Genomic DNA, 24,111 nt, shown 5'->3' with positions numbered 1-24,111 from the left:
TCGCGCCACCAGAGAGAAAAAGTCACGCCATGAGCGGAATCGGAGAAATTGCGAAGTACCGGGACGAGTTGCCGCCGCTCAATGCGCTGCGCGCGTTCGATGCGGTCGCGCGGCACGGCAGCTTCGCGGGCGCCGCCGTCGAACTGCACGTCACCCACTGGGCCGTAGGAAAGCAGATCCGCTTGCTGGAAGACTGGTTCGGCCGCCCGTTGTTCGACCGTCGCCCGCGCGGCGTCGTGCTGACCGACGACGGCGCCGCGTTGCTCGGCGACGTCAGCAGTGCGTTCGAGCGACTCGGGACCGCGGCGGTGCGGCTGCGCCAGCACGCGTCGACGCAGCGGATATCAGGCGTCGTGCGGGTGAACGTGCCGATGAGCTTCGCGTTTTGCTGGCTGCTGCCACGGCTCGCCGATTTCCATGCGCGTTACCCCGACATCGACGTGCGGGTGTCGACGACGTCGCGCAAGCTGCGCTATGTCGCCGACGCGTTCGATATCGGCGTCCGGTCCGGTGCGGAGGAAGGCGCGAGCGTGGTGTCACGATCGTTGATGGCCGACTTGCGCGTGCCGGCGTGCAATCCCGCATTGTTGCGTCAGCATCCGATACAGAGCGTGACCGACCTGCGCCATCACACGCTGCTGCATTCGGCCACCACGCGCTCCGCGTGGTCGCACTGGTTGAAGGCGGCCGGCGCCTCCGATCTGCGGGCGGCGCGTCACGTCGAATTCGATCACGTGAATCTTCAGCTATGCGCGGCCGTCGAGGGGCTCGGCGTGGCGCTGGCGTCGCTGCCGCTGATCAGTCGCGATCTCGCCGAGGGGCGGCTCGTGTGTCCAATCGCAGCGCCGGTATGGCGCGCCGACGACTACATGCTGGTGACGAATGCCGATCGCGGCGCAGATCCGGCGGTAGCCGCGTTCGAGCAATGGATCGAACGCATGGCGGGCCGCGACGGCGGCGCGTGAGCGCGTGGCGCAACGGCAGTGTGTGTTGTCGAGCGCCTCGGTTTGACCGGCCGCTGGCTTTCGCAGCGATCCGAAGCAACGCAACCGAGGACGCTCTCGAGAATTGAAATGCCCGACCTGACGGGTCAGCTGAGGAAGACGACCTTGCCGCCGACCAGGTGGTACATGGCGCCGACGATCTTGATCTTCCCGTCCTTCTCCAACTGGGCCAGCACGCTGCTGCGGCGACGGATCTCGCTGATCGTCAGTTGAACATTGGTCGTCGCGACCGCGTCGACGAACTCGTTGTTCTTGCTGCTTCGGTCGCCGGTGTACGCGGTGCTCTCGACGGCGGGTTTGATTTTCGCGAGCAACTCGGTCAGATTTCCGAGTTCCGCGCCGTCGATGGCTCCCTTGATTGCGCCACAGGACGTGTGCCCCATTACCAGCACGACTTTCGAGCCGGCCACGGCACAGGCATATTCGAGACTGCCCAACAGGTCGTCGTTGGCGACGTTGCCGGCGACGCGGGCATTGAAGGTATCGCCGATGCCGGCATCGAGAATGACTTCCGCCGGTGCGCGCGAGTCAATGCAGCTCAGAATCACGGCGGCAGGGTATTGACCGTTTACGCTGGCCCGCTTCTGGGCGAGGTAATCATGCGTATGCATTTTGCCCAATCGGAATCGGTCATTACCCTTCTTGATCATCTCCAGCACGTCGTCGGGCGTCATCGCGTCACGCTGGGCCTTGGTCAGCGCAGCCGCTTCCGCTGCCCCGGGAAATATCCCGCCGACGATTCCGAGCGCCGCGATGCCGAATGCGGATTTCAGGGTGGCGCGACGCCCGATGTGGTGCGCGGTACAGCAATCGCTATCTTCGTGATTCATTGATACCTCCGGAGTATATTTTCCCGTAATTGAAACTTGGCGCCCATGAAAATTACAGCGCGCAATGAGGCGTTGCAAGAATCGTTTTTGATATAGATCAATTGCGTTGTGGAATTTCGGTATTTCAAATTTCCAGACTGCTAAACATTAGATGAGGATATCGTTTTGTTTATCAATCTGATATCGTTATTTAAAGTATTGTATTCAGATTTTGTGCGTGACATTCTCGCGCTATTTGTGGTATTGATCGGCGCGTTATGCATGTAAATTGAAGCGCGCCGTGTATTAAGTCGACGACGCAGCGCGATACCGGGAAAGCGCGTACGCCGGAGGCTCTGACGGATAGACGTGCCCGCGCGGCAGGCGGCGGGCGCCGGTTTTCATCGCGATAAAACGATTTGGATGACATATGAAATCGACCGCGAGTTCTACTCACGGTAGAATGCGAGCATACAAGCCCGCATGGAACGTACACAAGCCCATCTTCTGACGACGCTCGTGTGAATACTCGCAATGGACGACAAATGCGCGCGTGAAACTGCGAAGCGGGGATTGCAGGCGCCGTTGGGTCGGGTCTAAACGCGCAGCGCGTTCGACGGCCCGCGGTTCGACATCGAGATTGTTCCGGAGTTGGCCTGTCACGTCCGCTAGAGGCCATTTCGTTTTTCTGCCGTTTTTGGAGTTGTCATGTCCCACGTCGCATTGACCACCAACGTCGCGGTTGCCGACGATCACCCGATCGTATTGCGCGCCGTGACGAGCTACTTCGACTCGCTGCCGGGGTTCCGCGTGGCCGCGGCGGTCTCGTCGGGCAGCGCGTTGCTGGATGCGCTCCGCGAGCAAAAGGTCGATCTGGTCGTGACCGACTTCGCGATGCAGCAGGGCGATGACGACAAGGACGGATTGCGCCTGATCTCCCAGTTGATGCGGGCCTACGAACACACGCCGGTGGTCGTCTTCACGATGCTCACGAATGCGGGCTTGATCAATCAGCTGTGCAGGATGGGCGTGGCCGGAGTGGTCGGGAAGGAAGAGGAGATCGGCGAACTCGGCCAGGTCTGCAGAAAGATCCTGAACGGCGCGACGCAATCGTTGTCGCCGGGCATGGCCCACCGGCTCGCGCTGGCCGGCAGTTTGAAGCCCGGCATGTCGAACTTCCAGGCATTGACGCCTAAGGAGCTCGAGGTCGTGCGGCTGTTCGTGACCGGCGCGACATTGACGGACATCGCACGCATGCTCAATCGTTCGCTCGGGACGATTTCCACGCAAAAGCGTTCCGCGATGCGCAAACTTCATGTGGAGACGAACGTCGATCTGATCGACTGCGCGCGTGAGCAGGGACTGCTCTGATGCAGAGCATTCTTCAAGAAACCGACGGCTCGCCGCTGAAGAAATTCTATTCGGTCGAATCGAATCTGACGCGCGAGCGTCGCGTGTTTTCCGTCGTCATTGCGCTGCTCGTGGCGCTTGCGCTGGCCGTGTCGATCATCACGATCGTCGGATTGTTCCAGACGGCGTTCAGGCAGGAGGAGCAAGCCGCGCGCATTCACGAGAGGGAGGTGGTCGATACCTTCCTGCAGCGGCGCATGGTGCTCACGACGGCCGCGCTCGTACTGCAGTTGCGGATGAACGGCACACCGGCGATGACGAGCGTGGCCGCACCGAACACGTGCACGGCGATCGACCAGAACAAGGTCGACGACAACGCGCTGCGCGAGAGCTGCGACTACACGGTGCAATTGCTGACGAACACCGGGCAGGCGCCCAGCATCGGCATGGTCACCGCGGACGGCTCGGTCGGCTACGGTCATCTGTTTCCGATGGGCGACCTGAGTGCGCTGCGTTCGAGCACGCCGGCCGAACTCGTCGCCGCCGTGCTGGATCGCTACAAGAAGCGCGGCATCGACCCAGCGGAAGCCGCCCGCAAGAAACAGATCCTCTGGTTCGCAGTCGGGAGCGGCGGGCAGGGCGGCGAGTTGCACATGGTCGGCGCTTCCGTGGTGTTCAGGGGCGACGAGCTCTATGCGATCGTGCTGACAAGCGTGGATCTGCACAGCCTGATCGCGACGATCGAGCGCGCGGGGCGCGTTCAGCAGCCGGTCGTGGTGGATGCGGACGGCGTGCCACTGGTCGATGCGGCCGACGTCGCGATGGTCCGCCGCGTCGACGCGAGCCTCGTCACGAAACAGGATGGCCTGTATCACTGGGTGCCGGGATTCGGCTGGGCGCTGCGCCGCCCGGCGCTGTACGCGGGGTTCGGGCACATGATGTACCTGCTGCCGCTCGAGCTGCAGCTGCGGTCGATGCGTTACGAGCTGTGGCTGATCGGCGGCGCCACGATCGTGCTGATCGCGCTGCTGTTCATCGCGTTCCGCTACTGGAACTACAGGTTTCTGACGCGCATCTATTCGGAGGCATCGCGCGCGCTCGAAAGCGAGATGCTCAATCACTTGCTGGTGCATGCGACGCCGGTGGGCCTGTGCATCGTGCGGCGCGTGACGCTCGAGATCGTGGTCGCGAACCCGATCGCGCGCACGATGCTCGCGCTGCGGATCGCTGACAAGCATCTGCCGCCCGAGTTGCAGAACACGTTCGAATCGGCGCTCACGGACCAGGACGCCGACGCGGACGATTCCCGCATTTTCCAGTTCCCGTTCGCGCTGTCGCGCGCCGGGCATGCGGCCGTCTACATCGAGATCACCTACGCGCCCGCGACGCTGAACGGCCAGGAGGTGTTCTTCTGCGCGATCACCGACATGACGGTCCATCATCAGGCGGAAATCCTGCTGAGGGAGGCCAAGCTGACGAGCGATGCCGCCGCGAAGGCCAAGGTCGCCTTCTTCGCGTCGATGAGCCACGAGATCCGCACACCGCTCGCGTCGCTCGTCGGCAACATCGAGCTGCTCGCAGGCGGCGCGCTCGTGCCGGAGCAGCAGGCTCGCGTGAAGGCGATGGAGACGTCGGCCCGCGGGCTGATGCAGATCGTCAACGACGTGCTCGACTTTTCGAAGATCGACGTCGGCGAGCTGAGCCTGATGGAAGAATGGGCGTGCGTCGCCGATCTGCTCGAGCGTCTCGCGCTGTCGCACGCATCGCTCGCGACGCAGCAAGGGTTGAAGTTCTATACGGTGTTCGAGCGCAACCTCCCGTCGCGGCTCTACTTCGACCCGATCCGCATTTCGCAGATCGTCAACAACCTGCTGAGCAACGCGCTGAAGTTCACGCCGTCCGGGAAGATCGTGCTGCGCGCGAGCTGGCGCGCGGGCGAACTCGAGATCAGCGTGACGGACTCCGGCATCGGCATTCCGGACGACCTGAAACAGCGGCTGTTCCTGCCGTTTACGCAAGGCGACAGCAACCGGCTTACGCAAGCGCGCGGCACCGGCCTCGGGCTGTCGATCTGCGCGCGCCTGTGCGACTTGATGAAAGGACAGATGGATTTGCAGAGCACGGTGGGCGTCGGAACGCGCATCACCGTCACGCTGCCGCTGAAGGCCTCCGAGGGCGATGTGAGCTGCGCCGGCTGGACGCTGCCGTATCGTCGCGTCGCCGTGCTGTGCCGCGCGCAGGAGAACCTCGAATGGCTCGGCAACTTGTTCGACCCGGCCGACGCAGTCGTGACGGCCGTGTCGAATCCGGTGGACCCGATCGACGCGCATGCGCACGAGTTCCTGATCGTGACGGACGAGTTCGCGCCACCGGAAGTACTGGCGTGGTGGCCGACGCCGGCCTCGATCGTGTGGGCCGCGCAGGCCGGGCCGCTGGTGCCTAGCCGGCGCGACGACGGCGGTATCGAGATCAGCATCTACAGCCTCGAGGGATTGAAGTCTGCGGCACGGATGCTGACGGCGGGACGCGACGTGCCGATCGGCGTGGCGAACCTGCGCGGCGGAGCCTGTGCCGCGACGATCCTGATCGTCGAAGACAACCTGCTCAATCGCAGCTTGCTGCTCGATCAGCTGACGACGCTCGGTGCGCACGTGATCGAGGCGACCAACGGCGAGGAAGCGCTGGCGCTGCTGTCGAAGGAGACCGTCGACATCGTGATGACCGACATCGACATGCCGGTGATGGACGGATTCAGGTTGCTCGCCGAGATGCGGGCGCAAGGTTTCGCCATGCCGGTCTATGCGGTGAGCGCGAGCACGCGGCCGGAAGACATCGCCGAGGGGCGCGCCCGCGGCTTCACCGACTATCTGGCCAAACCCGTTCCGCTCGAGACGCTCGCGGCCATCGTGCGGCAAAGCGCCGAGCGTGGCCGCTGTGACAAGCAGCGGGGCGACGAAGGTGATGTGGCCGACGCGCTTCCCGACGTACCCGACGTGCCGCAAGCGTACGTGGAGGCCTTCCGCATCCAGGCCGGCCGGGAACTCGCCGAGTTCGACGAGGTGATGCGCGAGCGTACGCTGACGCGGCTCAGGCACTGGCTGCATGGCGTCGCGGGCGGGCTTGCGGTGCTCGGGCCGTCCGGGTTGTACGAGCAATGCCAGGAGCTGCGGACCTACGCGCGCGAAGCGGTCGAATGGGATCGCGAAGTCGAATTGCAGGCGATGGCCATCCGCGATCAGCTTGCGTACATGGCCGCGGTCCTGGCGCGACGCTGATCGTCAGCCGCGCGACGTTGCGCATTGATCCGGCGCGCGCGATTTGGCGCGCCGGGCTCGGTCTGTCGCAAAGCACGTGCTCGTCATCCTCCCGATCTCTGAATCTAAGAATTGTGATTCGCGCGCCGCTGTGCCCGGTTTACCTTTGACGGAAGTTCGCGCGCGCATCGCAGCAACCGCTTCGGATCAGGGGTGGCACGATGCGACGTCGCGCGCGACGGACATGAGGCGCCGCAATCGCGGCCCGTCGATAACGGCGTCTTTGGGAGAGCAACATGGGAGCGGGCATCCCGCATCATCGGGACGCATGGACCGCTTGGGAGCACGAGGTCGACTTCCCGTTCCGGGCGGCCGAGCTCGAGCAGGCGATCGAGCTCGGTGAGTTCGCAATCGATTACCAGCCCATCGTTTCGACGTGGTCGGCGGCCGTGACCGGCGCGGAAGCGATGGCGACATGGCATCACCCTCGATGGGGTGCATTGAGTCAGGCAGTTTCGTACGCGATTGCAGATCGGCTGGGCGTATCGGCGAGCATCAGCGAATATGTCGTGCGTGAGGTGTGCCGGCAGTTGGGACAGTGGTACAAGCAGCGCAGTGGCGCGCTGCCGATCTCGCTGAGGCTGTCGGGCGCGCGGCTGTGTGCTGACGGAATGTCGGAGCATCTGGCGCGGTCGGTCGCGGAATTCGGCGTGGCGCCGGCGCAGTTGACGCTCGACATTCCGGAGATGCCCGAGCGCGAGGAATCGCAGTCGTTGCTCGACACGCTCAAACGTTTGCGACGAAAGGGATTCGGCGTCGTTTTGAGCGATTTCTGCGCGCACCACACGGCGATGTCGACGTTGCTGGTGTTGCCGGTGACGGGCGTGAAGTTCAGCGAGCCGTTCACCGCGCGCTTGCCGCAGTCGACGACGTCCGAGGCTATTCTGTCGAGCGTGTCGCGCCTTGCACATGACCTGCGCTTGACCTTGACTGTGTCCGGCGTCGACAGCGCAAGCCAGCTCGAATTCCTGCGAAAGTACCGCCACATCGACTTGCAGGGCGACGCGCTGTTCAAGCCGATGAACGCGCAAGCCTTGCTTGCTTGTGCCGACGGGCGCGGGTCGTCATGAGGCTCTTGTCGTGAGGCGCTATGCCCGCTTGTCGCTCGCAACGAGTTCCGGGAACTCAATGTACCGCAGTAACGCGGCGGCGTGACGCCGCCGCATGTGCCGCTGCTCCGTTCATACGATCAAGGCGCCGCAATGCAACGCGTCGAGTACGCTGTTGTGTCAAGTCCCGCACCGGGTTGTCGGCGAAAACATCGCTCGCAGCAATGCACCGGCGTTCGTGAGCGCAATGCGGAGTGCGCGTGATTCAACGCGTGTTCACGCCCACCAAGTTGGAACATCGTGTATCCGGGCTTCGCATGAAGCGCGGCGTCGATTGGATAGCGATCGAGCAGCGATGAAAGGCGTTTCGCCGCCAGTCGCGGATCTGGTTCACTCTTCGGTTTGAACTCCATTTGCCAGCGGTGCGACCGATCCGAGGTACGCGTCCCTGCGCGTGCAGGTGCGGCGAAGCGCGCGTGCCAGGCGCAGCCCGTGGAAATACACGACCGGTTCAATGGAAAATCGCCGGTCTGCCTGAGGTGTCGTCGACGCGCGTGCTCGTAGCTCTTCAAGGGCGACTGTCGACAGCTTGCTGCGCTTCTATCATCTGATCCCTGTTTCGGCTTCGTGACCTGAGTCGCTGCAGGCTCGCGTCGATATCCATCTGTCGGTTGCCGTTCGTACATACGTACTTGTGTCGCTGCGGATTCGGACGTGTACGGAAAATTAGAACAATTGAGATATTCTGATTTTCTGTATCTCGATATCTTTGAGTCTAGATCTCGCGGGGTGATGTGAAGACATTCTGTCCTTGGCGAGCCTTCTCGATTAATCCGATGTGCCGGGTTAATTCCATGTTCTGACCGTGTCGTTGACGACGCTTCTGGCTCGATTCCAGTCATGTGTGTCAGCCGTCAACGTAGCACTACGAACTAAATTCGTGGGGGGATTGCATGAACAAGATTTACAAAACGGTGTGGTGCGAAGCGACGCGTACGTGGGTTGCAGTGTCGGAGAACGCAGTAGGGCACGCTGGCGGAACGTCGAAGATCGTCGAGCCTGCGCTCGAAACGAAGCGCTTTTTGAAGGTGACGCTTCTGGGTGCGGCAGCATTGCTTGCGCTCGGCATGGTCGGACCGTTTGCCCACGAGGCGCACGCTGCATCGAATACTGGCTTGTGTTTGACGTACAAGGGCGGCACCAACAACATCAGCGGCAACGGTGGCGTGCTGTCCAACGGCTGTAATTCGGCAGCCTGGATCAATGGCTTGACGCCCGGTGGATCGACCGATTGGGTCGGGTTGACCGCGGACGATACGCAGGTCGTTCTCGACGGCAATGCTGGCAAGATTTACTTCCGAACGGGCGGAGCGAATGGCAACGTATTGACGATGTCGAATGCAACCGATGGCATATTACTCAGCGGTGTGGCTGCCGGTGTCCGGTCGACCGACGCCGTCAACATGTCGCAGCTGAACTCGCTGTCGACGTCGACTGCGAGCAGCGTCAGTTCGCTGTCTACTTCCACGGCCAGCGAAATCGCATCGTTGTCTACTTCTACGGCTGGCGACATCGCATCGTTGTCGGATTCGGCGGCAAACAGCCTCGCCTCGTTGTCGACGTCGACAAGCGGCAGCATTGCATCGTTGTCGACTTCGACGAACAGCGGCTTCGCGTCCTTGTCGACTTCGACCGAAGCTAGCATCACGGCGCTGTCGACTTCGACGAACAATGGCTTTGCATCCTTGTCGACTTCGACGGCAAACAGCATCACGTCGTTGTCGACGTCGACGGCGGAGAGCATCGCATCGCTTTCGACCAGCATGCTGTCAACCGGCACGAGCGTCGTGACGCAGGATGCGACGACCGGTGCAATCAGCGTCGGCGCCGAGTCGACCGGCCGCACGGTGGATTTCGCGGGCAGCGAAGGAACGCGTACGCTGACGGGTATCTCCGCCGGCGTCGACGATACGGACGCCGTCAACGTCAGCCAGCTGCATTCTCTGTCGACCACGACGTCGAACAGCCTGACTTCGCTGTCGACAGGGTTGTCATCGAGCGAACGTGACGTGTCGTCGTTGTCCACGTCGCTGCTTGGCACTGCCGACGAGGTCGCGACGCTGTCGACGAGACTCAGCACGGTCAACTCGAACCTGAGCGATCTCGGCGCGACTATAAGCGGTCTCCAGACGTCGATGGGCAACGCCGTGTCTTATGACGATTCGTCGCGGGCATTCATCACGCTCGGCGGGGTAGGCGCCACGAACGCAGTCCTGCTGACGAACGTCGCGGCCGGTACGATTTCGGCTACCAGCATGGATGCGGTCAATGGCTCGCAAGTGCACACTCTGCAGCAGGACTTCGCCGCGCAGTACGACGTGCTGACGTCGCAAGTGTCGTCGCTCAGCACAGCGGTAGTCGGCCTGGAGAGCGCCGCGAGCGAGAACGCCGCCGTGTCTCCCGACAGCAGCACCGCGTCGGGCGACAACAGCACGGCGACGGGTACGAACTCGACGGCGACCGGTGAGAACAGCACCGCGACCGGCACCGACTCGACCGCATCCGGCAACAAGACGACGGCGACCGGTACGGAGTCGATCGCATCGGGCGACAACAGCACGGCGACGGGCACGAACTCGACGGCGACCGGCGAGAACAGCACGTCAACCGGCACCGACTCGACCGCATCCGGCAACAAGACGACGGCGACCGGTACGGAGTCGATCGCATCGGGCGACAACAGCACGGCGACGGGTACGAACTCGACGGCGACCGGTGAGAACAGCACCGCGACCGGCACCGACTCGACCGCATCCGGCAACAAGACGACGGCGACCGGTACGGAGTCGATCGCATCGGGCGACAACAGCACGGCGACGGGTACGAACTCGACGGCGACCGGTGAGAACAGCACCGCGACCGGCACCGACTCGACCGCATCCGGTGTGGGCTCCACCGCAACCGGTGAGAAGGCTTCGGCAATGGCGGACGGCACGACGGCCACGGGCAACAACTCGACGGCCTCGGGCACCAATAGCACGGCGAACGGCTCGAGCTCGGTTGCCTCCGGCGACAGCAGCACGGCATTCGGCGCGAGCTCGGCGGCGACCGGCGAGGGCAGTACCGCGCTTGGCGTGAATTCGGTTGCGTCCGGCACGAACGGCGTCGCGACCGGCTCGGGTGCGGTTGCGGCGGGCTCGCACAGCTCGGCGTACGGCACGAACGCCAGCGCGACGGGCGAGCGCAGCGTCGCGATGGGCGAGGGCGCTGTCGCATCGGGTTCGAATTCGGTGGCGCTCGGAACGGGCTCCGTCGCGAACGAGGCCAATACGGTGTCGGTCGGTTCGTCCGGCAATGAGCGCCGCGTCACCAACCTCGCAGCGGGCGTGGCCGATACGGATGCAGTGAACGTCGGGCAGTTGAACGCCACCGTTTCCGGCATCCAGAACCAGTTGTCGAGCATGCAAGGCCAGATCAACTCGGTCGCGCGTGATGCGTACTCCGGTATTGCAGCGGCAACGGCACTGACGATGATTCCGGACGTCGACGCGGCGAAGACGCTGGCGGTCGGTATCGGCACCGCGAACTACAAGGGGTATCAGGCATCCGCGCTCGGTGCTACCGCACGCATTACGCAGAACCTGAAGGTGCGAGCCGGCGTGAGCTACAGCAGCAGCAATTATGTCTGGGGTGCGGGCGCGTCGTATCAGTGGTAAGTCGCCGGCTGCGACGCTCGACGCTGGCAATCGACCGTACGGTCGAGACGCCAGCGTCGGCGTTGCAGAGCGCGTATGTGGTGGTGGTCTGCTCCTCGCGTATGTCCGCGAAACGTGACGCAGTGGGGCCCCGCGACATGGCCTTGAATGATCGGTTTGCCGGGCGAGGGCATTCTCCACATCCTCGCCAAGCCGGGTGAGTACCCGCGCGATAGTTGACTCACAGCTCGTAGAACCACGCGCAGCGCTTCGCAATGATCCACAACGCGTATCGTCAACACCGAATCCTGCCCGCGAACTACGGCGGCGTCGCTGCGGCGATAGATGCCGGCAACCGTTGCCTGTCGCGAGTCGCTCGAACAGCTTTGGCACTTGCGAGCCCTGCTGCGAAGTACGCACTGTCGTGACAAGCCACCTGGCATGTCGTTATCGAAGCGAGCTCAAGCCTGGTCGAAGCTATACCGTATCGCGCGCCGGGCAAGTGGCTGGTGAGCGGCTCGTGAGTGGCGTGCAGCGAGCGCGGCACCGAGTGGGGCACTTCAGCGGTGAGCGGCGGCACGTCGGGCCGAGCCTCGTTCCATCACCCTCGACACGCATGAAGACATCACCGGCGACATGTCGCTGGACTTCTTGCTCTGTCCATTGACGGATCAGTTAGCGGTGTCGCTCGATCTCGAACGACGCCGATCGGAGGTTTGAAATGCTCGATCAAACGACGTCGACCCGTTTTCCATCTTCCACGCGATGGCACGCCGATGATGCATGGGACAAGACTTCGCGATGGGTGCTGTTCGTCGTGCCCGCAGTCTTCGTGATTCTCTGCGTGCTGTTGGTTTCGCTCTGGTGCGTCGACCTGCTCGACGGCTGGTTGATCGTCACGTTTGTATTGCTGATCGAGGCGATGCTGTTGGGCGTCTGCGTTTTCGTGTTCGCGTTGACGACCGTGTCCCGCTTGCGTCTGCGTAGGGCGAAGGACAGCATCTGCTGCTCGGGGCGGCCGATCGATGCGGATGCGTCGGCGTCGCCTGACGAGTTCGAGGGCATGCAGGCGGTTCGCTGCATGCCGAATTCGGGGTCTGCCGATGTGTTCCAGGTGCGCTGTTACAACACCCATTGCCCGCGCATCGGTTGTCGCGGTGACCTTGCCCCGGTCGCGCACCCTGCCGGAACGCCGGCTGCAAGTCCGCACGACGAAGCACGCGATGAAGAAGTCGCGGATCTGGTTTGATGGCACGGCGATTTGGAATGATAGGCACACAGTTCAGATCCACGAGCGCATTGCGCGACGATTCAGCGAACTCGCTCACTTATACATGATGCAATAACCAAGATCGAGCGATCCGATTCCTACGTTCCAGACCCTGTCCTTGAACAGATTCATATCGAACAGTATGGAGTTGCCTTTATGAATTTGTATCAGAAACGGATCGTCTTTGGGCAGGTCGCCCGAACCGGAAAAGTCCGTGACGACGCCAGACAACAGGATGCGCTCGCGTGAAGCTTTTACCGAAGTCTGGCCGAGTCGAATCTGCCTTATCGCCGACGCATGTCCATTGGCATCCATGTAGCGGAACTGCGCGCTGCCGTCTGCGGGCGATACTGAATAGACGAGCGTATGCATTATCACGCCATCGTTACCCGACATGGATATCGTCTTTCCCTCGCATTCAATGAGGGAATCTTTCTTGATGTCGCCTGCCGTGAGGCGTATGTAAACGCCATATGATGCAGCGATCGTGACGGCCGCAGTCAGTAAAAATAATAGGTAACGCATGGGAGCCGGGTTTGGGGTTCGTAAACGAGCATTTGCATCACTGAGGGTGTTTCCTCAAAATAATAATCAAAGCTCCGCGGTTCGGAATCGCATTGATTTTCCGGGTGTGCCTTCGATATATAGAAGGCGATCAACTCTGACGACAGCGCCGGATCCCGCACATATACTCGCATGCCCGATACATTGCGCTCTATCCATGGCTTCGACTTTTTCCCGGATGGGGCTCGTGTGTACGATACGCTCAAATAGACGCTGATCAGCGCTACGCCCATCGTTGCGAGCAGTATCGCCAGGTATCGCGCTCGCGTGATCTGCGACAAGAGGCCGAATCGGCCGCGCGGCGTCGGCTTTGCTTCAGCGCTTGCCGTCGTCGGGCCAACGCTGTCGTTCTCCGCACCTGCGGTAGCCGGTTCCGGAACGGATTGCTGATCCGCACACGAGGCGTCCGGTGCTGATGCGACGCTTGCGTTTTCCGGCGGTGTGTCGACTTCACCGCGTTCGGGCTCATCATCGAGCGACTCATCGTCGAGTTCAGGACGATTTGGCACGAGTTCGAGCCCATACCGCGGAATAGTCCGAAGAATCTTCCTGGACAAACTGAGTTCTTCGAAGCTGTTTCTTACCTGCGTGACCAGCTGGTAGTAGCTCGCGTCCGTCACGACAACACCGAGTTCGCCCCAAACGCGATGAATCAGCGCTTCTTTGGTCTGCGGCCCTTCCAGCAGCAATCCCAACAAGCGCGCTTCGTTGCGTGACAGAAACTTCTGGTCGCCGGTCGCTGGATTGCTCAACATCCGCTCGTCGAGATGAAACGGGAGCGAATCGGCGGCAAGACCGGGTTTTTGGCTTTCGTCCGTCATTGTGCCCCTACAGGGGAAGGACAAAACGGACCGCTTGGGCGTCGAATTCTGTCGGTTAAGGTAATGGTCATACTATTTTTGATGTGCTTCCAACTGCATTGCTGTACGAGGCGGAAGCCGTGAATCGACTCTCCGAACCTGATATTGCAGCGGCCTTTCCGTGTCTGTTGCACTGGCAGACGTGGAAGCCTCACGTTGACGAAAATTAACCATATTGTACATGCTGACGTTCGTCGTGCTGAAGGAAGGACGGCTGGTATTTCGGACTGCGCGAGCTTTTCGGTTATCGGACTGTTACTTCGGCGCCCGATGGTATCGACACGCAAGACGCGATACACCGTTGCGGTGTAGCGCACCGGGCGAAAACTAGGCGCCGCGCGGGATGCAACAGCTGTGGGCATTTGACTGGTGCGGCCTGATTCTGAAAAATTTCTGAAGCGTTTCTGATTCAGGGGTGCCGCACCTCATGCAGCTTAATCATTCGGTGGTTCATGTCCGGCGGATTGATGTGTCATTCACGGCTACGGGCGTGGAACACCGTCTTTACGGGGGCGGTAAAAATTTCACAATTGTGATATTCGCTGCTAAACAGAGCGAGACATGAGGCGGAATAATGCGGGGCAGCAATTCTGAATCGTAAGGTGCCGCTGATGAACCGTCAGAAGGGGCGTCGGCTTAATATCTGAAGCGCTTGATGTGCGTCGAATGTCGCCCGGCAGTATGTTGGTCTTACAAAATGCCCGTTCGCGAGCGCGTTGGTCGTCAACGCCCCCGGCCTGACGGGGCGGACGCCGCGTCAGGCCGGGGCGGTTGATGTGAAATCAGAATTATTCATATATCGATCATATATTCCTCACGGCTCGGCGTTTCTCGCTCAAGTAGACTGCTGTTTCGTTGGCATGGCGCTACTCCGTTTGCGGATCGACCATTATCCTGGTTTGGTCTGGTCTTGGTCGTTTTGCGGTGACGTATTTGAATCTTCCTGCCGCGATTGCCCCATTAGGACAGGGCGCGATTCGGGGCGGCGGCTGCCGTCATCGTTTGACTTTCAGGCGAGAATATTATCGAAGACGGCGTGGTATGAAATCGCGGTGTGGTGGAAATGACGATTTCTTCGGTTTCTCTGGCGAAACGTTGATTTTGAAGTTGGTGCGCTCAGGATCGCCGGACTTGTATCCGTCGCGTATGTGGGATGCACCCCAATATATCGGGTTGTACGCGGTCGCCGCCGCCCGACATTGGAACGCCGATTGATTAAAGGATATTTTTAGGCCGTCACCTACGACGCTCCGATCCCCCGCGGAGCAAGGTGGCTTTGCGATCGCCGGTTCGGCGATCGCCTTTTTATTCAGTACGTTTCGACGCGTGCATCGCGCGTGCCGCGCCGACTGGTGTCGCGGGAAAATCGAATGGCGCGTCGAAACGCTAATTATCTGGAGGGTGTTGTGGCAACTTATGAGGAATTGAAGGCACAGATTGACGCGCTCACCCAGGAAGCCGAAGCAGCGAGAGCGCGCGAAATCTCTGCGATCGTTTCAGAAATTCGACAGACCGTGCGGACGTATCAAATTCGACCGGAGCAGATCTTTCCGCAAGGCGCTCGTCGCCGGCCACCGACCACCCGGCGTGAACCGGCGCCAGCGAAATATCGGAATCCGGTGACGGGCCAGACGTGGAACGGCAGAGGCCGAACGCCGAAATGGCTGTGCGACGTGCGTCGCGACGAATTTATGGTCGATGGGCTTTCGTGAGCGCAGCCTGACATTCGCCGCGTATTGGGCCGCCGGGCAACATTCATTAGTCTGGCTTGCGTTTGTCCGGTGGCGGAACCGGGGCGCTGCGGACGCCCTCGTTAATGGATAGTTCTGAGTCATCGCGCCGGCTGCAAGGCGGGAGAGCTTTTTCGAATGTCGCTTGCGTCGTGCGCGTCGCCTTGCGAACTTCTGCGTAGTACTACCCGGAGCGCGTACGCCCGGAAAGTGGCGGGCGCGATGCGAGTAGAAACTGCGTTACGACGCGACCGTTGAAGCTCCCGCGGTACACCGCACCGCGGACTTGGCCGATCGACTCTAGCCAGCTTGCTGTTCGATTGCCGGAGAAAACGCCGAAGCTCGTGCGGAACTGAGCGTGCGATGTGACTCGCTATCGAGTAAAGGAGTGAATCGCTGACGCGTTGGTTTCGATTGGTGTGGTGATTTTTAAAGTGGCTAATTGAGCGAGGGTATTTTGAGCAAGAATTGCAATGTGGATTGGTGTGAGTCGGTAAATGCGTGTGGTGTGGGGGCGGAATGTGCAGCGGGATGCAGTCAAGGCACTTTGAGGCGGCGGCAGAATGCATTCACGCTTTCGCGTGTCGGTGTCACATTGCTGCTGCTTGCGGGTATTGTCGTCGGGCCGTTTGCCAGCGAAGCGATGGCCAACGGCAAGGACTCGATCGCCAATGGCGACGGCGCGACAGCCAACGGCAAGGACTCGATCGCCAATGGCGACGGCGCGACAGCCAACGGCAAGAACTCGATCGCCAATGGCGACGGCGCGACAGCCAACGGCAAGGAGTCGTACGCCAATGGCGACGGCGCGACAGCCAACGGCAAGGACTCGACCGCCAATGGCGACGGCGCGACAGCCAACGGCAAGAACTCGGACGCTGAAGGCGACGGCGCGACAGCCAACGGCAAGGAGTCGTACGCCGAAGGCGACGGCGCGACAGCCAACGGCAAGGACTCGTACGCCCGAGGCGATGGCGCGACAGCCAACGGCAAGGACTCGTTCGCCCGAGGCGATGGCGCGACAGCCAACGGCAAGAACTCGTTAGCCGATGGCGACGGCGCGACAGCCAACGGCAAGAACTCGTTCGCCGATGGCGACGGCGCGACAGCCAACGGCAAGGACTCGTTCGCCCGAGGCGACGGCGCCACAGCCAACGGCAAGAACTCGAAGGCTCTCGGCGACGGCAGCACGTCCATCGGCAAGAACTCGGACGCTGAAGGCGACGGCGCCACAGCCAACGGCAAGAACTCGAAGGCTCTCGGCGACGGCAGCACGTCCATCGGCAAGAACTCGGACGCTGAAGGCGACGGCGCCACAGCCAACGGCAAGAACTCGAAGGCTCTCGGCGACGGCAGCACGTCCATCGGCAAGAACTCGGACGCTGAAGGCGACGGCGCCACAGCCAACGGCAAGGACTCGAAGGCTCTCGGCGATGGCAGCACCGGACTCGGCAACCAATCGAACGCATCGGGCGATCGCAGCACGGCGCTCGGCAACCAATCGAACGCATCGGGAAATCGCAGCACGTCCCTCGGCAACCAGTCGAACGCGTCCGGAGATCGCAGCACGGCGCTCGGCGACCAATCGAGGGCGTCCGGCCAGAATTCCGTCGCGTTGGGTGCAGGCTCGGTCGCTGACGAGGCGAACACGGTATCGGTCGGGTCGTCCGGCCACGAACGCCGGATCACCAATGTCGCGGCAGGTGTCCACGACACCGACGCAGTCAACGTAAGCCAGCTGAACAGCGTCAGGAGCCAGATCAGTGCGGTCGAGCGCGGTGCGTATTCGGGCCTTGCCGCCGCAACCGCGTTGACGATGATCCCGGACGTGGGTGACGGCAAGACCCTCACGGTTGGCGTCGGCACCGCGAACTACAAGGGTTATCAAGCGGTCGCGATCGGCGCTACGGCGCACGTCACGCAGAACATCAAGGTCAGAAGCGGCATCAGCTATAGCGCGGACAACATGCTGTGGGGCGCCGGGATGGCTTATCAGTGGTAATGCGGTCGCCGCAGGCTCTCCCGACCGGCGTTGGATCGAGCCTGCAGCATTTCGCACGCGTTCTGCAAAGAGCGAAATACCGGCTCGACTGCGAGGGTTCGAACCGACTGGCGGTCGCTAAACCGGCGCATATCTGCGCGACCGACCAATCAACGACCGCCGGGCGGCATGGGCAATCCGAATGGCTGGCGCTATCGGTCGCGATGCCGCTACCGCCGTTCGGAAACGGCGCGACCCATCGCCGTAGATGAATCGCAGATTTTCTGCAACCCCGGCAAACACAGCTATCTGCCGGTAAGCAAGAAAAGCCACGCATCGCAAGAAAGCTAGACGTTTTATCTCGACATCATTGGAAACTCTGATGAAGAAGCAAATATTCTGGGCCGTCCTTATTGCATCGATGTGCTGCTGCATCGCGATCGCGCTGTTCGAGCCGGCATGCGAGCGTCGATTTTCCGGTAACGATATCGGGCGCATCAGATAAGCGTATGGGAATCCCATATTGCATACGGCACTGAACACGCATTCCGCGCGCAGCAAGCGAGCAGTCGTTCAATGCACACACCGGCATATCAATCAATTCAACTCAACAGGAATAAAAACGAACATGTGTAAATCCGATACTTGCAAAACGGCAACGAACCATCCGGCCCGCCGACAATTCATCCGGATGGCAGGCGTATCCGCACTCGGTGTAGCCGCAAGCGGTGCTTCGCTGACGAGTTTCGCCGCGACGCCCGATACTCGTCCGCTGCCGAAACCGCTGAATGCGATGAGCCCGGATGCCGCGATCAGCCGGCTGAAGGAAGGCAATGCCCGCTATGTCGCAGGTCTGATGCTTCGTCACGACTTCGCACACGAGCGTGAATCGCTCGGTACCGGACAGAATCCCTATGCGGCCGTCCTGAGCTGTGCAGACTCGCGAATCGCTCCCGAGTACGCGTTCGATAGCGCGCGAGGCGACCTGTTCGCGGTGCGCGTAGCCGGCAATTTCGTCAATGACGACGTGCTGGGAAGCCTCGAGTACGCAGTTGCCGTACTGAAAACCCCGGTGATCCTCGTGCTCGGCCACGACAAGTGCGGCGCAGTGAGCGCCGCCGTCAATATCGAGACCAAAGGAACCATTTACCCCGGAAAGATCCAGGACCTGGCGATGGCCATGTTGCCGTCCGTCAGACAAGCGCAGCGGGCCGGCGGCGTACCGCTGGATGCTGCGATTGCACAGAACGTCAAAGACTCCGTTCGCCATCTGTCCGCACGCTCGACCATCATTTCAGGCGCAAAGCGGGATCGAAAGCTGAAAATCATCGGCGGCATTTATCGACTGGCGACGGGTCACGTCGATTTCATCGTCTGACCGTTCGGTGTCGCTCACCCGGCCGTCATTGAAGAAACAGTCCAATCAGTTTGAATCCTCGAATCCGGCCGACGAGAGAGCGTCGGCCGGCGAGTGCGCCAAAACACAGAAACAGCACGGCACAGCAACGACGCGGCTGCCCCGGTGACTCAAGGAAAGTGCGCCATGAAGCAAGACATCAACGACATCATCGTGAATATCCTCTCGGTGACGCAAAGAGAGTGGGCCATCAACCAGGACATCAAGCGCATCGTCGCGCAGATTCTGCGCCTGAGCGGCCCCGACCAGGTGGCCGACTCCGCGTCGCTGTTCCGCGAACTCAACATGAGTCCGATCGACTACGTCGCGCTCTGCGACGCGCTGCACACCAAGGTGGACCATCGCGTCAACCTCGACAACCTGTGGCCGTTCGACCACATGCTGCTCGACCCGCAATGGCACACGGGCACGGAGTGGACCGACGCGGGCTGGAAACAGGTCTGCGACCTGATGAACTGGCCCGCTCGCGACAAGTGCGGCGCGCAGAATCTCGACGAGCACTTCTCGGTGAACTACATCGGCCGCCGCATTGCGCAGTTCGGCTGACACGTGCGCGGCACGTTCCACCCGAGCGCCCGCATCACCGTTTCTCGAGCAGCCGGTCGCCGATCCACAGCGCGTCGATGTCGTTGCGCGCGAAGCCGCGCAGCGCATCGGCCGGCGTCTCGACGAGCGGCTCGCCCGCGACGTTGAACGACGTATTGAGCAGCACGGGGATGCCGGCCACGCGTTCGAACGCGCGCAGCAACCGATGGAGATGCGGGTTGTCTTGCGGCGAAACGGTCTGCGGCCGCGCGGTGCCGTCGACGTGCGTGATCGCGGCGAGGCGCGCGCGCCACTGCGGCCGGACCGCGCAAATCCGCAGCATGTACGGGCTCGGCGTGTCGAGCTCGAAATAGCGCGCGGCGTCCTCCACCGGAACGCATGGCGCAAACGGTCGGAACGCCTCACGCCGCTTCACCCGCAGATTCATCCGGTCGCGCGCGTCCGCGTGCGCGGGACTCATCAACAGCGAGCGATTGCCGAGCGCGCGCGGGCCCATCTCGGCGCGCCCGGCGTGCAGCGCGACGCACTGCCCGGCGGCAAGCAGCGCCGCCGTGCGTTCGGCCAGTTCGTCGATCGTGCCGCGCGTGTCGCGATAGCGCGCCCGGTCGGGCAGTGCGGCGAGCGCGGCGTCCACGTCCGCCTCGCTGTACGGCCGTCCGCCGTACGGAGAAAACGGTCCGGGGCGAAACGGCACGCCCTGAACACCGTGATACCCCCACAGCGCCGCGCCCAGCGCCGTCCCGCAATCGGCGCCGGCCGGCCCGGCGAACACCGCGTCGAAGCCTGCGTCGCGCCACACCAGATCGTTGGCGCGCCCGTTGAGCGACACCTCGCCCGCGAGACAGAGCCGGCGTATCCCGGTCATCTCGCGCACGGCCCGCGCGAGATGCAGCATGGCGCGCTCGCATTCCCGCTGTGCCGCGCGGGCGAGCGCGGCGCGCGCGGTCAGGCTTGCGTCGTCCGTCGCGCCCGCGAGCGGCGACGGGCCGAACAATCGCGCGCCGTCGGCGTCGCAGCGGGCGCCGTAATCCACGGCCAGGCCATCGAGGCGTCCGCCGAGGTCCGGTGCGGCCGCATCGTCGCCATACGGCGCGAGCCCCATCGTCTTGCCGGTTTCGTGCGCGCCGAAGCCGATCGCGACGGTGACCGCCTCGTACAGCGCGCCGATGCCGCACGACGCGCTGCGCATCACGGGCTCGATGCGCCCGTTCCAGCCGATCCACACGCTGTGCGACGACGGCGTCGCGCCTTGCTCGCGTCGATGGCCGTCGACGACGAGAATCGCGGCTTCGTCGAACGGCGAGCAGTAGTACCCGGCGGCGGCATGGCAGAGCGCGTGTTCGACGCGCAGCTGCGGCACGGTATCGACATATGGCGGCAGCGGCGCGGCCTGCCCGGTGTCGACGCACGCGACGAGCGACGGGCGCGCGTCGGCGGGCAGGTCGAGCGCGATGCGGCAGGCGTCGACCGCGGCGGCCGGATACGCACACGACTGCTTGATGCGGTCGAAACGCTCCTGCCCCGCATGCGCGATGCGGCGAGCGCTGGCCGCCGTCGCGACCCATGCGGCGCCGGTGTTCGGCGCGGGGCCGGTCTGCACGCCCAGCACGCCATCGGCGTGCGCGGGCGGAATTCTGTGTGACATCAACGACGTACTTCCCTGAAAATCGCGACGCCTAGCCGTGATCGTGCTCGGCGAGCGGCGCGAAGCTGCCGCGCCTGAACCGATAGATCGCCGCGCACACGAACCAGCTCGCCGCGCACAGCACGACGATCGCGTAGCCGAGCGCGCCGAGATGCGCGTTCAACGCATCGACGACATCGCGGAACGCGCCGCGGATCCCGAACGTGTCGCCGAGCAGCGCGAAGCCCTCGACGCAGCCGATCAGCAGCGCGACCGCCGCGGACAGCGCGGTGATCCCGACGTTGTAGTAGAGCTTGCGCACCGGCTCGCGGAACGCCCAGCCGTACACGCCGAGCATCAGCATGCTGTCGGCGGTGTCGACGAGCGACATGCTCGCGGTAAACAGCGCCGGAAACACCATGATCGACCACGCGGACATCCCGTGCGCCGCGCTGGTCGCGGAGATGCCGAGCACGCCGATCTCGGTCGCGGTGTCGAAACCCAGCCCGAACAGCGCGCCGAGCACGTACATGTGCCAGCTTTTCGTGACCATCCGGAGGACCGGCCGCAGCAGCCGTGCGAGAAATCCGTGGTGGTGCAGCGCCGTGTCGGCATGCGCGTCCGCATATCGCTCGCCGCGTTTCACGCGCCGCAGCGTGCGGACGACCGAATGCAGCGTCACGAGGTTCGCGATGGCGATCGCGAGCAGGAACGTCGTCGACACGAGCGTGCCGATCGTGCCGGCGATGTCGTGAAACGCGGCGAGGCGCTCGCGCAACCCGAAGGCCGCGGCCGCGATGGCGGCCGACGCGACGATCACGATGGTCGAGTGCCCGAGCGAGAACATCAGCCCGACGGTCAGCGGACGCCGGCCTTCGTGCATCAGCTTGCGCGTCACGTTGTCGATCGCGGCGATGTGGTCGGCGTCCACCGCGTGGCGCAGCCCGAACGTGTAGGCGAGCACGCAGGCGCCCATCAGCGTGGGCTGGCCGCCGAACACGGCGACGGCCCAGCCCCAGGCGGCCAGGTTGAACGCCGCGAGCGCCGCGAGCAAGAGGACGAGCTTGCCGCGCGCGCCGCTTGCGCGAACGCCAGCGGCGGGCAGGACGGGGGCGGTCATGACGGCCGCCGGCGCATGGACGGTACACGGGCTGCCGCGTGCGGTGCGGCGCGCTCACCGTGGCGTGACGGCGCAAGAGGCGCGGCGCATGAGCGTCGCTGCGGCGGGGGGAAGGCGTTCACGGGAAGTTCCATCGTCTCTGAGTCGAAGCGGTTGCGTTGCCGCGCAATGGCCAATGGCGCGCGCAGCAGCGGCCCGCATTGTGCCGCTTTGCTGGACCGCGCGCCATGAGCGGCACATGAGCGCGCGGCGCGACAAAGCCGTTGACTCATGCAACTTCCGTTCCAATCGGAATGACGCCTGACCGCGCGCATATGCCGCCGGGCATCGCCGCCGAGCCCGGCGCCGCGTGCCGCCGCGCGACCGTGCGAACGCGCTGGTCACGCCATTGCCAGTTTGGCCGGCCAACCGGATGCGCCGTGACTACCGGCCCATCCGGCGTGCGCCGCCGCCGCACCGGCCCCGGCGCCGATTTTTCCTTTTTGATACAGATCAATGGCGTCGAGTGGGCCTGCCCGTACCGTGTCGGCGCGCCCCTGGCACGGTTCTTGTTTTAAAGCACGGCATTCACGCCGAAGCCACGCTCCGGCGCCCGCTCCGGCAGCGCCCCCGCATGCCGGGCCGTCGGCCAGATGGCCATCAAGGAACCACACCGTGATTGAAACGTTTTATGAGGTCATGCGCCGCCAGGGCATCTCGCGCCGCAGCTTCCTCAAGTTCTGCTCGTTGACCGCCACGTCGCTCGGCCTCGGGCCGGCCTTCATGCCGAGGATCGTCGAGGCGATGGAAACGAAGCCCCGCACGCCGGTGCTGTGGCTGCACGGCCTCGAATGCACGTGCTGCTCGGAATCGTTCATCCGTTCCGCGCATCCGCTCGCGAAGGACGTCGTGCTGTCGATGATCTCGCTCGACTACGACGATCTGCTGATGGCGTCGGCCGGCCATCAGGCCGAGGCGATCCTCGAAGAGGTCATGACGAAGTACAAGGGCAACTACATCCTCGCCGTCGAGGGCAATCCGCCGCTGAACCAGGACGGGATGAGCTGCATCATCGGCGGCAAGCCGTTCGTCGATCAGCTGCGCCGCGTGTCGAAGGACGCGAAGGCCGTGATCTCGTGGGGTTCCTGCGCATCGTGGGGCTGCGTGCAGGCCGCGAAGCCGAACCCGACGCAGGCGGTGCCGATCCACAAGGTGATCACCGACAAGCCGATCATCAAGGTGCCCGGCTGCCCGCCGATCGCGGAAGTGATGACGGGCGTCATCACCTACATGCTGACGTTCGACCGCGTGCCCGAGCTGGACCGCCAGGGCCGGCCGAAGATGTTCTACAGCCAGCGCATTCACGACAAGTGCTACCGCCGCCCGCACTTCGACGCCGGCCAGTTCGTCGAGGCCTGGGACGACGACGCCGCGCGGCGCGGCTACTGCCTGTACAAGGTCGGCTGCAAGGGCCCGACGACCTACAACGCGTGCTCGACGGTGCGCTGGAACGGCGGCACGAGCTTCCCGATCCAGGCCGGACACGGCTGCATCGGCTGCTCGGAGGACGGCTTCTGGGACAAGGGATCGTTCTACGACCGCCTCACCCACATCAACCAGTTCGGCGTCGAAGCGAACGCCGACAAGATCGGCGGCACCGCGGCCGTCGTCCTGGGCGCCGCCGCCGCTGCGCATGCGGCCGCCTCGGCGATTCAGCGCGTCAGCTCGAAACGCGATCGCGACGGCCGCTAGCCGTTAGCCGCCCGACGCCACGCGCAGCCCCCACACGCACAGGAACT

Annotated in this window: 16 protein-coding genes; 11 read left to right on the top strand and 5 right to left on the bottom strand. The window is 63.1% G+C overall.

What is annotated here, in order from left to right; translation table 11 throughout:
- Positions 1 to 29 precede the first annotated feature (29 nt).
- The gene (locus EX20_RS04645; protein WP_034192784.1) at positions 30 to 965 is read left to right on the top strand and encodes a LysR substrate-binding domain-containing protein; all 936 of its coding nucleotides are present in this window, start codon (positions 30 to 32) and stop codon (positions 963 to 965) included.
- A gap of 125 nt (positions 966 to 1,090) precedes the next feature.
- Here the strand turns inward: EX20_RS04645 and EX20_RS04640 are convergent, their stop codons facing one another.
- Entirely contained in the window at positions 1,091 to 1,834 is a 744-nt protein-coding gene (locus EX20_RS04640) for a carbonic anhydrase family protein (RefSeq protein WP_034192783.1), read from the bottom strand.
- A 687-nt stretch (positions 1,835 to 2,521) separates the two neighbouring features.
- Here EX20_RS04640 and EX20_RS04635 point away from each other — a divergent pair.
- The 5 genes from EX20_RS04635 (at position 2,522) to EX20_RS32730 (ending at position 12,470) form a co-directional block, all read left to right on the top strand.
- On the top strand, positions 2,522 to 3,184 hold the full coding sequence (locus EX20_RS04635) for a response regulator (RefSeq protein WP_034192782.1): 663 nt from the start codon (positions 2,522 to 2,524) through the stop codon (positions 3,182 to 3,184).
- The gene (locus EX20_RS04630) at positions 3,184 to 6,438 is read left to right on the top strand and encodes an ATP-binding protein (protein ID WP_034192781.1); all 3,255 of its coding nucleotides are present in this window, start codon (positions 3,184 to 3,186) and stop codon (positions 6,436 to 6,438) included. The genes EX20_RS04635 and EX20_RS04630 overlap by 1 nt, the downstream gene beginning before the upstream one ends.
- Before the next feature lie 275 nt (positions 6,439 to 6,713).
- Positions 6,714 to 7,547 (top strand): EAL domain-containing protein, encoded by an 834-nt coding sequence (locus tag EX20_RS04625; RefSeq protein WP_034192780.1) that lies wholly within the window; start codon positions 6,714 to 6,716, stop codon positions 7,545 to 7,547.
- 932 nt (positions 7,548 to 8,479) lie between these two features.
- A complete protein-coding gene (locus EX20_RS04620; RefSeq protein WP_034192779.1) occupies positions 8,480 to 11,242 on the top strand; it encodes a YadA-like family protein in 2,763 nt (920 codons plus the stop codon).
- Positions 11,243 to 11,942: 700 nt separating this feature from the next.
- Positions 11,943 to 12,470, top strand: coding sequence for a hypothetical protein (locus EX20_RS32730; protein WP_014725800.1), 528 nt, complete (start codon positions 11,943 to 11,945; stop codon positions 12,468 to 12,470).
- A gap of 75 nt (positions 12,471 to 12,545) precedes the next feature.
- On the opposite strand, the gene EX20_RS04610 is transcribed toward EX20_RS32730, so the two are convergent.
- Positions 12,546 to 13,016, bottom strand: coding sequence for a hypothetical protein (locus EX20_RS04610; protein WP_034192778.1), 471 nt, complete (start codon positions 13,014 to 13,016; stop codon positions 12,546 to 12,548).
- Positions 12,992 to 13,876, bottom strand: a complete 885-nt coding sequence (locus tag EX20_RS31700; RefSeq protein WP_060081309.1) for a winged helix-turn-helix domain-containing protein — start codon at positions 13,874 to 13,876, stop codon at positions 12,992 to 12,994. Before EX20_RS31700 ends, EX20_RS04610 begins: the two co-directional genes overlap by 25 nt.
- Positions 13,877 to 15,321: 1,445 nt before the next feature.
- Between EX20_RS31700 and EX20_RS30245 the strand changes: the two genes are divergently transcribed.
- The 4 genes from EX20_RS30245 to EX20_RS04595 all read left to right on the top strand — a co-directional run bounded on the left by EX20_RS30245 (position 15,322) and on the right by EX20_RS04595 (position 19,589).
- Entirely contained in the window at positions 15,322 to 15,627 is a 306-nt protein-coding gene (locus EX20_RS30245) for an H-NS histone family protein (RefSeq protein ID WP_072465421.1), read from the top strand.
- 613 nt (positions 15,628 to 16,240) lie between these two features.
- Positions 16,241 to 17,647 (top strand): YadA family autotransporter adhesin, encoded by a 1,407-nt coding sequence (locus EX20_RS04605; RefSeq protein WP_051974380.1) that lies wholly within the window; start codon positions 16,241 to 16,243, stop codon positions 17,645 to 17,647.
- Positions 17,648 to 18,254: 607 nt separating this feature from the next.
- Complete coding sequence (locus EX20_RS04600; RefSeq protein WP_034192777.1) at positions 18,255 to 19,004, top strand: carbonic anhydrase; 750 nt, start codon at positions 18,255 to 18,257, stop codon at positions 19,002 to 19,004.
- 165 nt (positions 19,005 to 19,169) lie between these two features.
- Positions 19,170 to 19,589, top strand: coding sequence for a hypothetical protein (locus tag EX20_RS04595; RefSeq protein WP_014725807.1), 420 nt, complete (start codon positions 19,170 to 19,172; stop codon positions 19,587 to 19,589).
- A gap of 34 nt (positions 19,590 to 19,623) precedes the next feature.
- On the opposite strand, the gene EX20_RS04590 is transcribed toward EX20_RS04595, so the two are convergent.
- Positions 19,624 to 21,234 (bottom strand): carbamoyltransferase C-terminal domain-containing protein, encoded by a 1,611-nt coding sequence (locus EX20_RS04590; RefSeq protein ID WP_034192776.1) that lies wholly within the window; start codon positions 21,232 to 21,234, stop codon positions 19,624 to 19,626.
- Between the two features lie 31 nt (positions 21,235 to 21,265).
- Positions 21,266 to 22,333, bottom strand: a complete 1,068-nt coding sequence (locus EX20_RS04585; RefSeq protein ID WP_034192775.1) for a HoxN/HupN/NixA family nickel/cobalt transporter — start codon at positions 22,331 to 22,333, stop codon at positions 21,266 to 21,268.
- 654 nt (positions 22,334 to 22,987) lie between these two features.
- On the opposite strand from EX20_RS04585, the gene EX20_RS04580 reads away from it, so the two are divergent.
- Positions 22,988 to 24,064 (top strand): hydrogenase small subunit, encoded by a 1,077-nt coding sequence (locus EX20_RS04580; protein WP_011880062.1) that lies wholly within the window; start codon positions 22,988 to 22,990, stop codon positions 24,062 to 24,064.
- The last annotated feature ends 47 nt before the right edge of the window (positions 24,065 to 24,111 follow it).

It is taken from the genome of Burkholderia sp. WP42 (assembly GCF_000745665.1).
Classification (GTDB): Bacteria; Pseudomonadota; Gammaproteobacteria; order Burkholderiales; family Burkholderiaceae; genus Burkholderia; species Burkholderia vietnamiensis.
This window is presented reverse-complemented; position numbering and strand designations above follow the sequence as displayed.

Excerpts from the sequence above, each read along its gene's own strand:
- EX20_RS04600 (WP_034192777.1), top strand. The coding sequence starts at position 18,255 with ATGTGTAAATCCGATACTTGCAAAACGGCAACGAACCATCCGGCCCGC.
- EX20_RS31700 (WP_060081309.1), bottom strand. The coding sequence starts at position 13,876 with ATGACGGACGAAAGCCAAAAACCCGGTCTTGCCGCCGATTCGCTCCCG.
- EX20_RS04595 (WP_014725807.1), top strand. The coding sequence starts at position 19,170 with ATGAAGCAAGACATCAACGACATCATCGTGAATATCCTCTCGGTGACG.
- EX20_RS04645 (WP_034192784.1), top strand. The coding sequence starts at position 30 with ATGAGCGGAATCGGAGAAATTGCGAAGTACCGGGACGAGTTGCCGCCG.
- EX20_RS32730 (WP_014725800.1), top strand. The coding sequence starts at position 11,943 with ATGCTCGATCAAACGACGTCGACCCGTTTTCCATCTTCCACGCGATGG.
- EX20_RS04620 (WP_034192779.1), top strand. The coding sequence starts at position 8,480 with ATGAACAAGATTTACAAAACGGTGTGGTGCGAAGCGACGCGTACGTGG.
- EX20_RS04635 (WP_034192782.1), top strand. The coding sequence starts at position 2,522 with ATGTCCCACGTCGCATTGACCACCAACGTCGCGGTTGCCGACGATCAC.
- EX20_RS04640 (WP_034192783.1), bottom strand. The coding sequence starts at position 1,834 with ATGAATCACGAAGATAGCGATTGCTGTACCGCGCACCACATCGGGCGT.
- EX20_RS04625 (WP_034192780.1), top strand. The coding sequence starts at position 6,714 with ATGGGAGCGGGCATCCCGCATCATCGGGACGCATGGACCGCTTGGGAG.
- EX20_RS04610 (WP_034192778.1), bottom strand. The coding sequence starts at position 13,016 with ATGCGTTACCTATTATTTTTACTGACTGCGGCCGTCACGATCGCTGCA.
- EX20_RS04590 (WP_034192776.1), bottom strand. The coding sequence starts at position 21,234 with ATGTCACACAGAATTCCGCCCGCGCACGCCGATGGCGTGCTGGGCGTG.
- EX20_RS04585 (WP_034192775.1), bottom strand. The coding sequence starts at position 22,333 with ATGACCGCCCCCGTCCTGCCCGCCGCTGGCGTTCGCGCAAGCGGCGCG.
- EX20_RS04630 (WP_034192781.1), top strand. The coding sequence starts at position 3,184 with ATGCAGAGCATTCTTCAAGAAACCGACGGCTCGCCGCTGAAGAAATTC.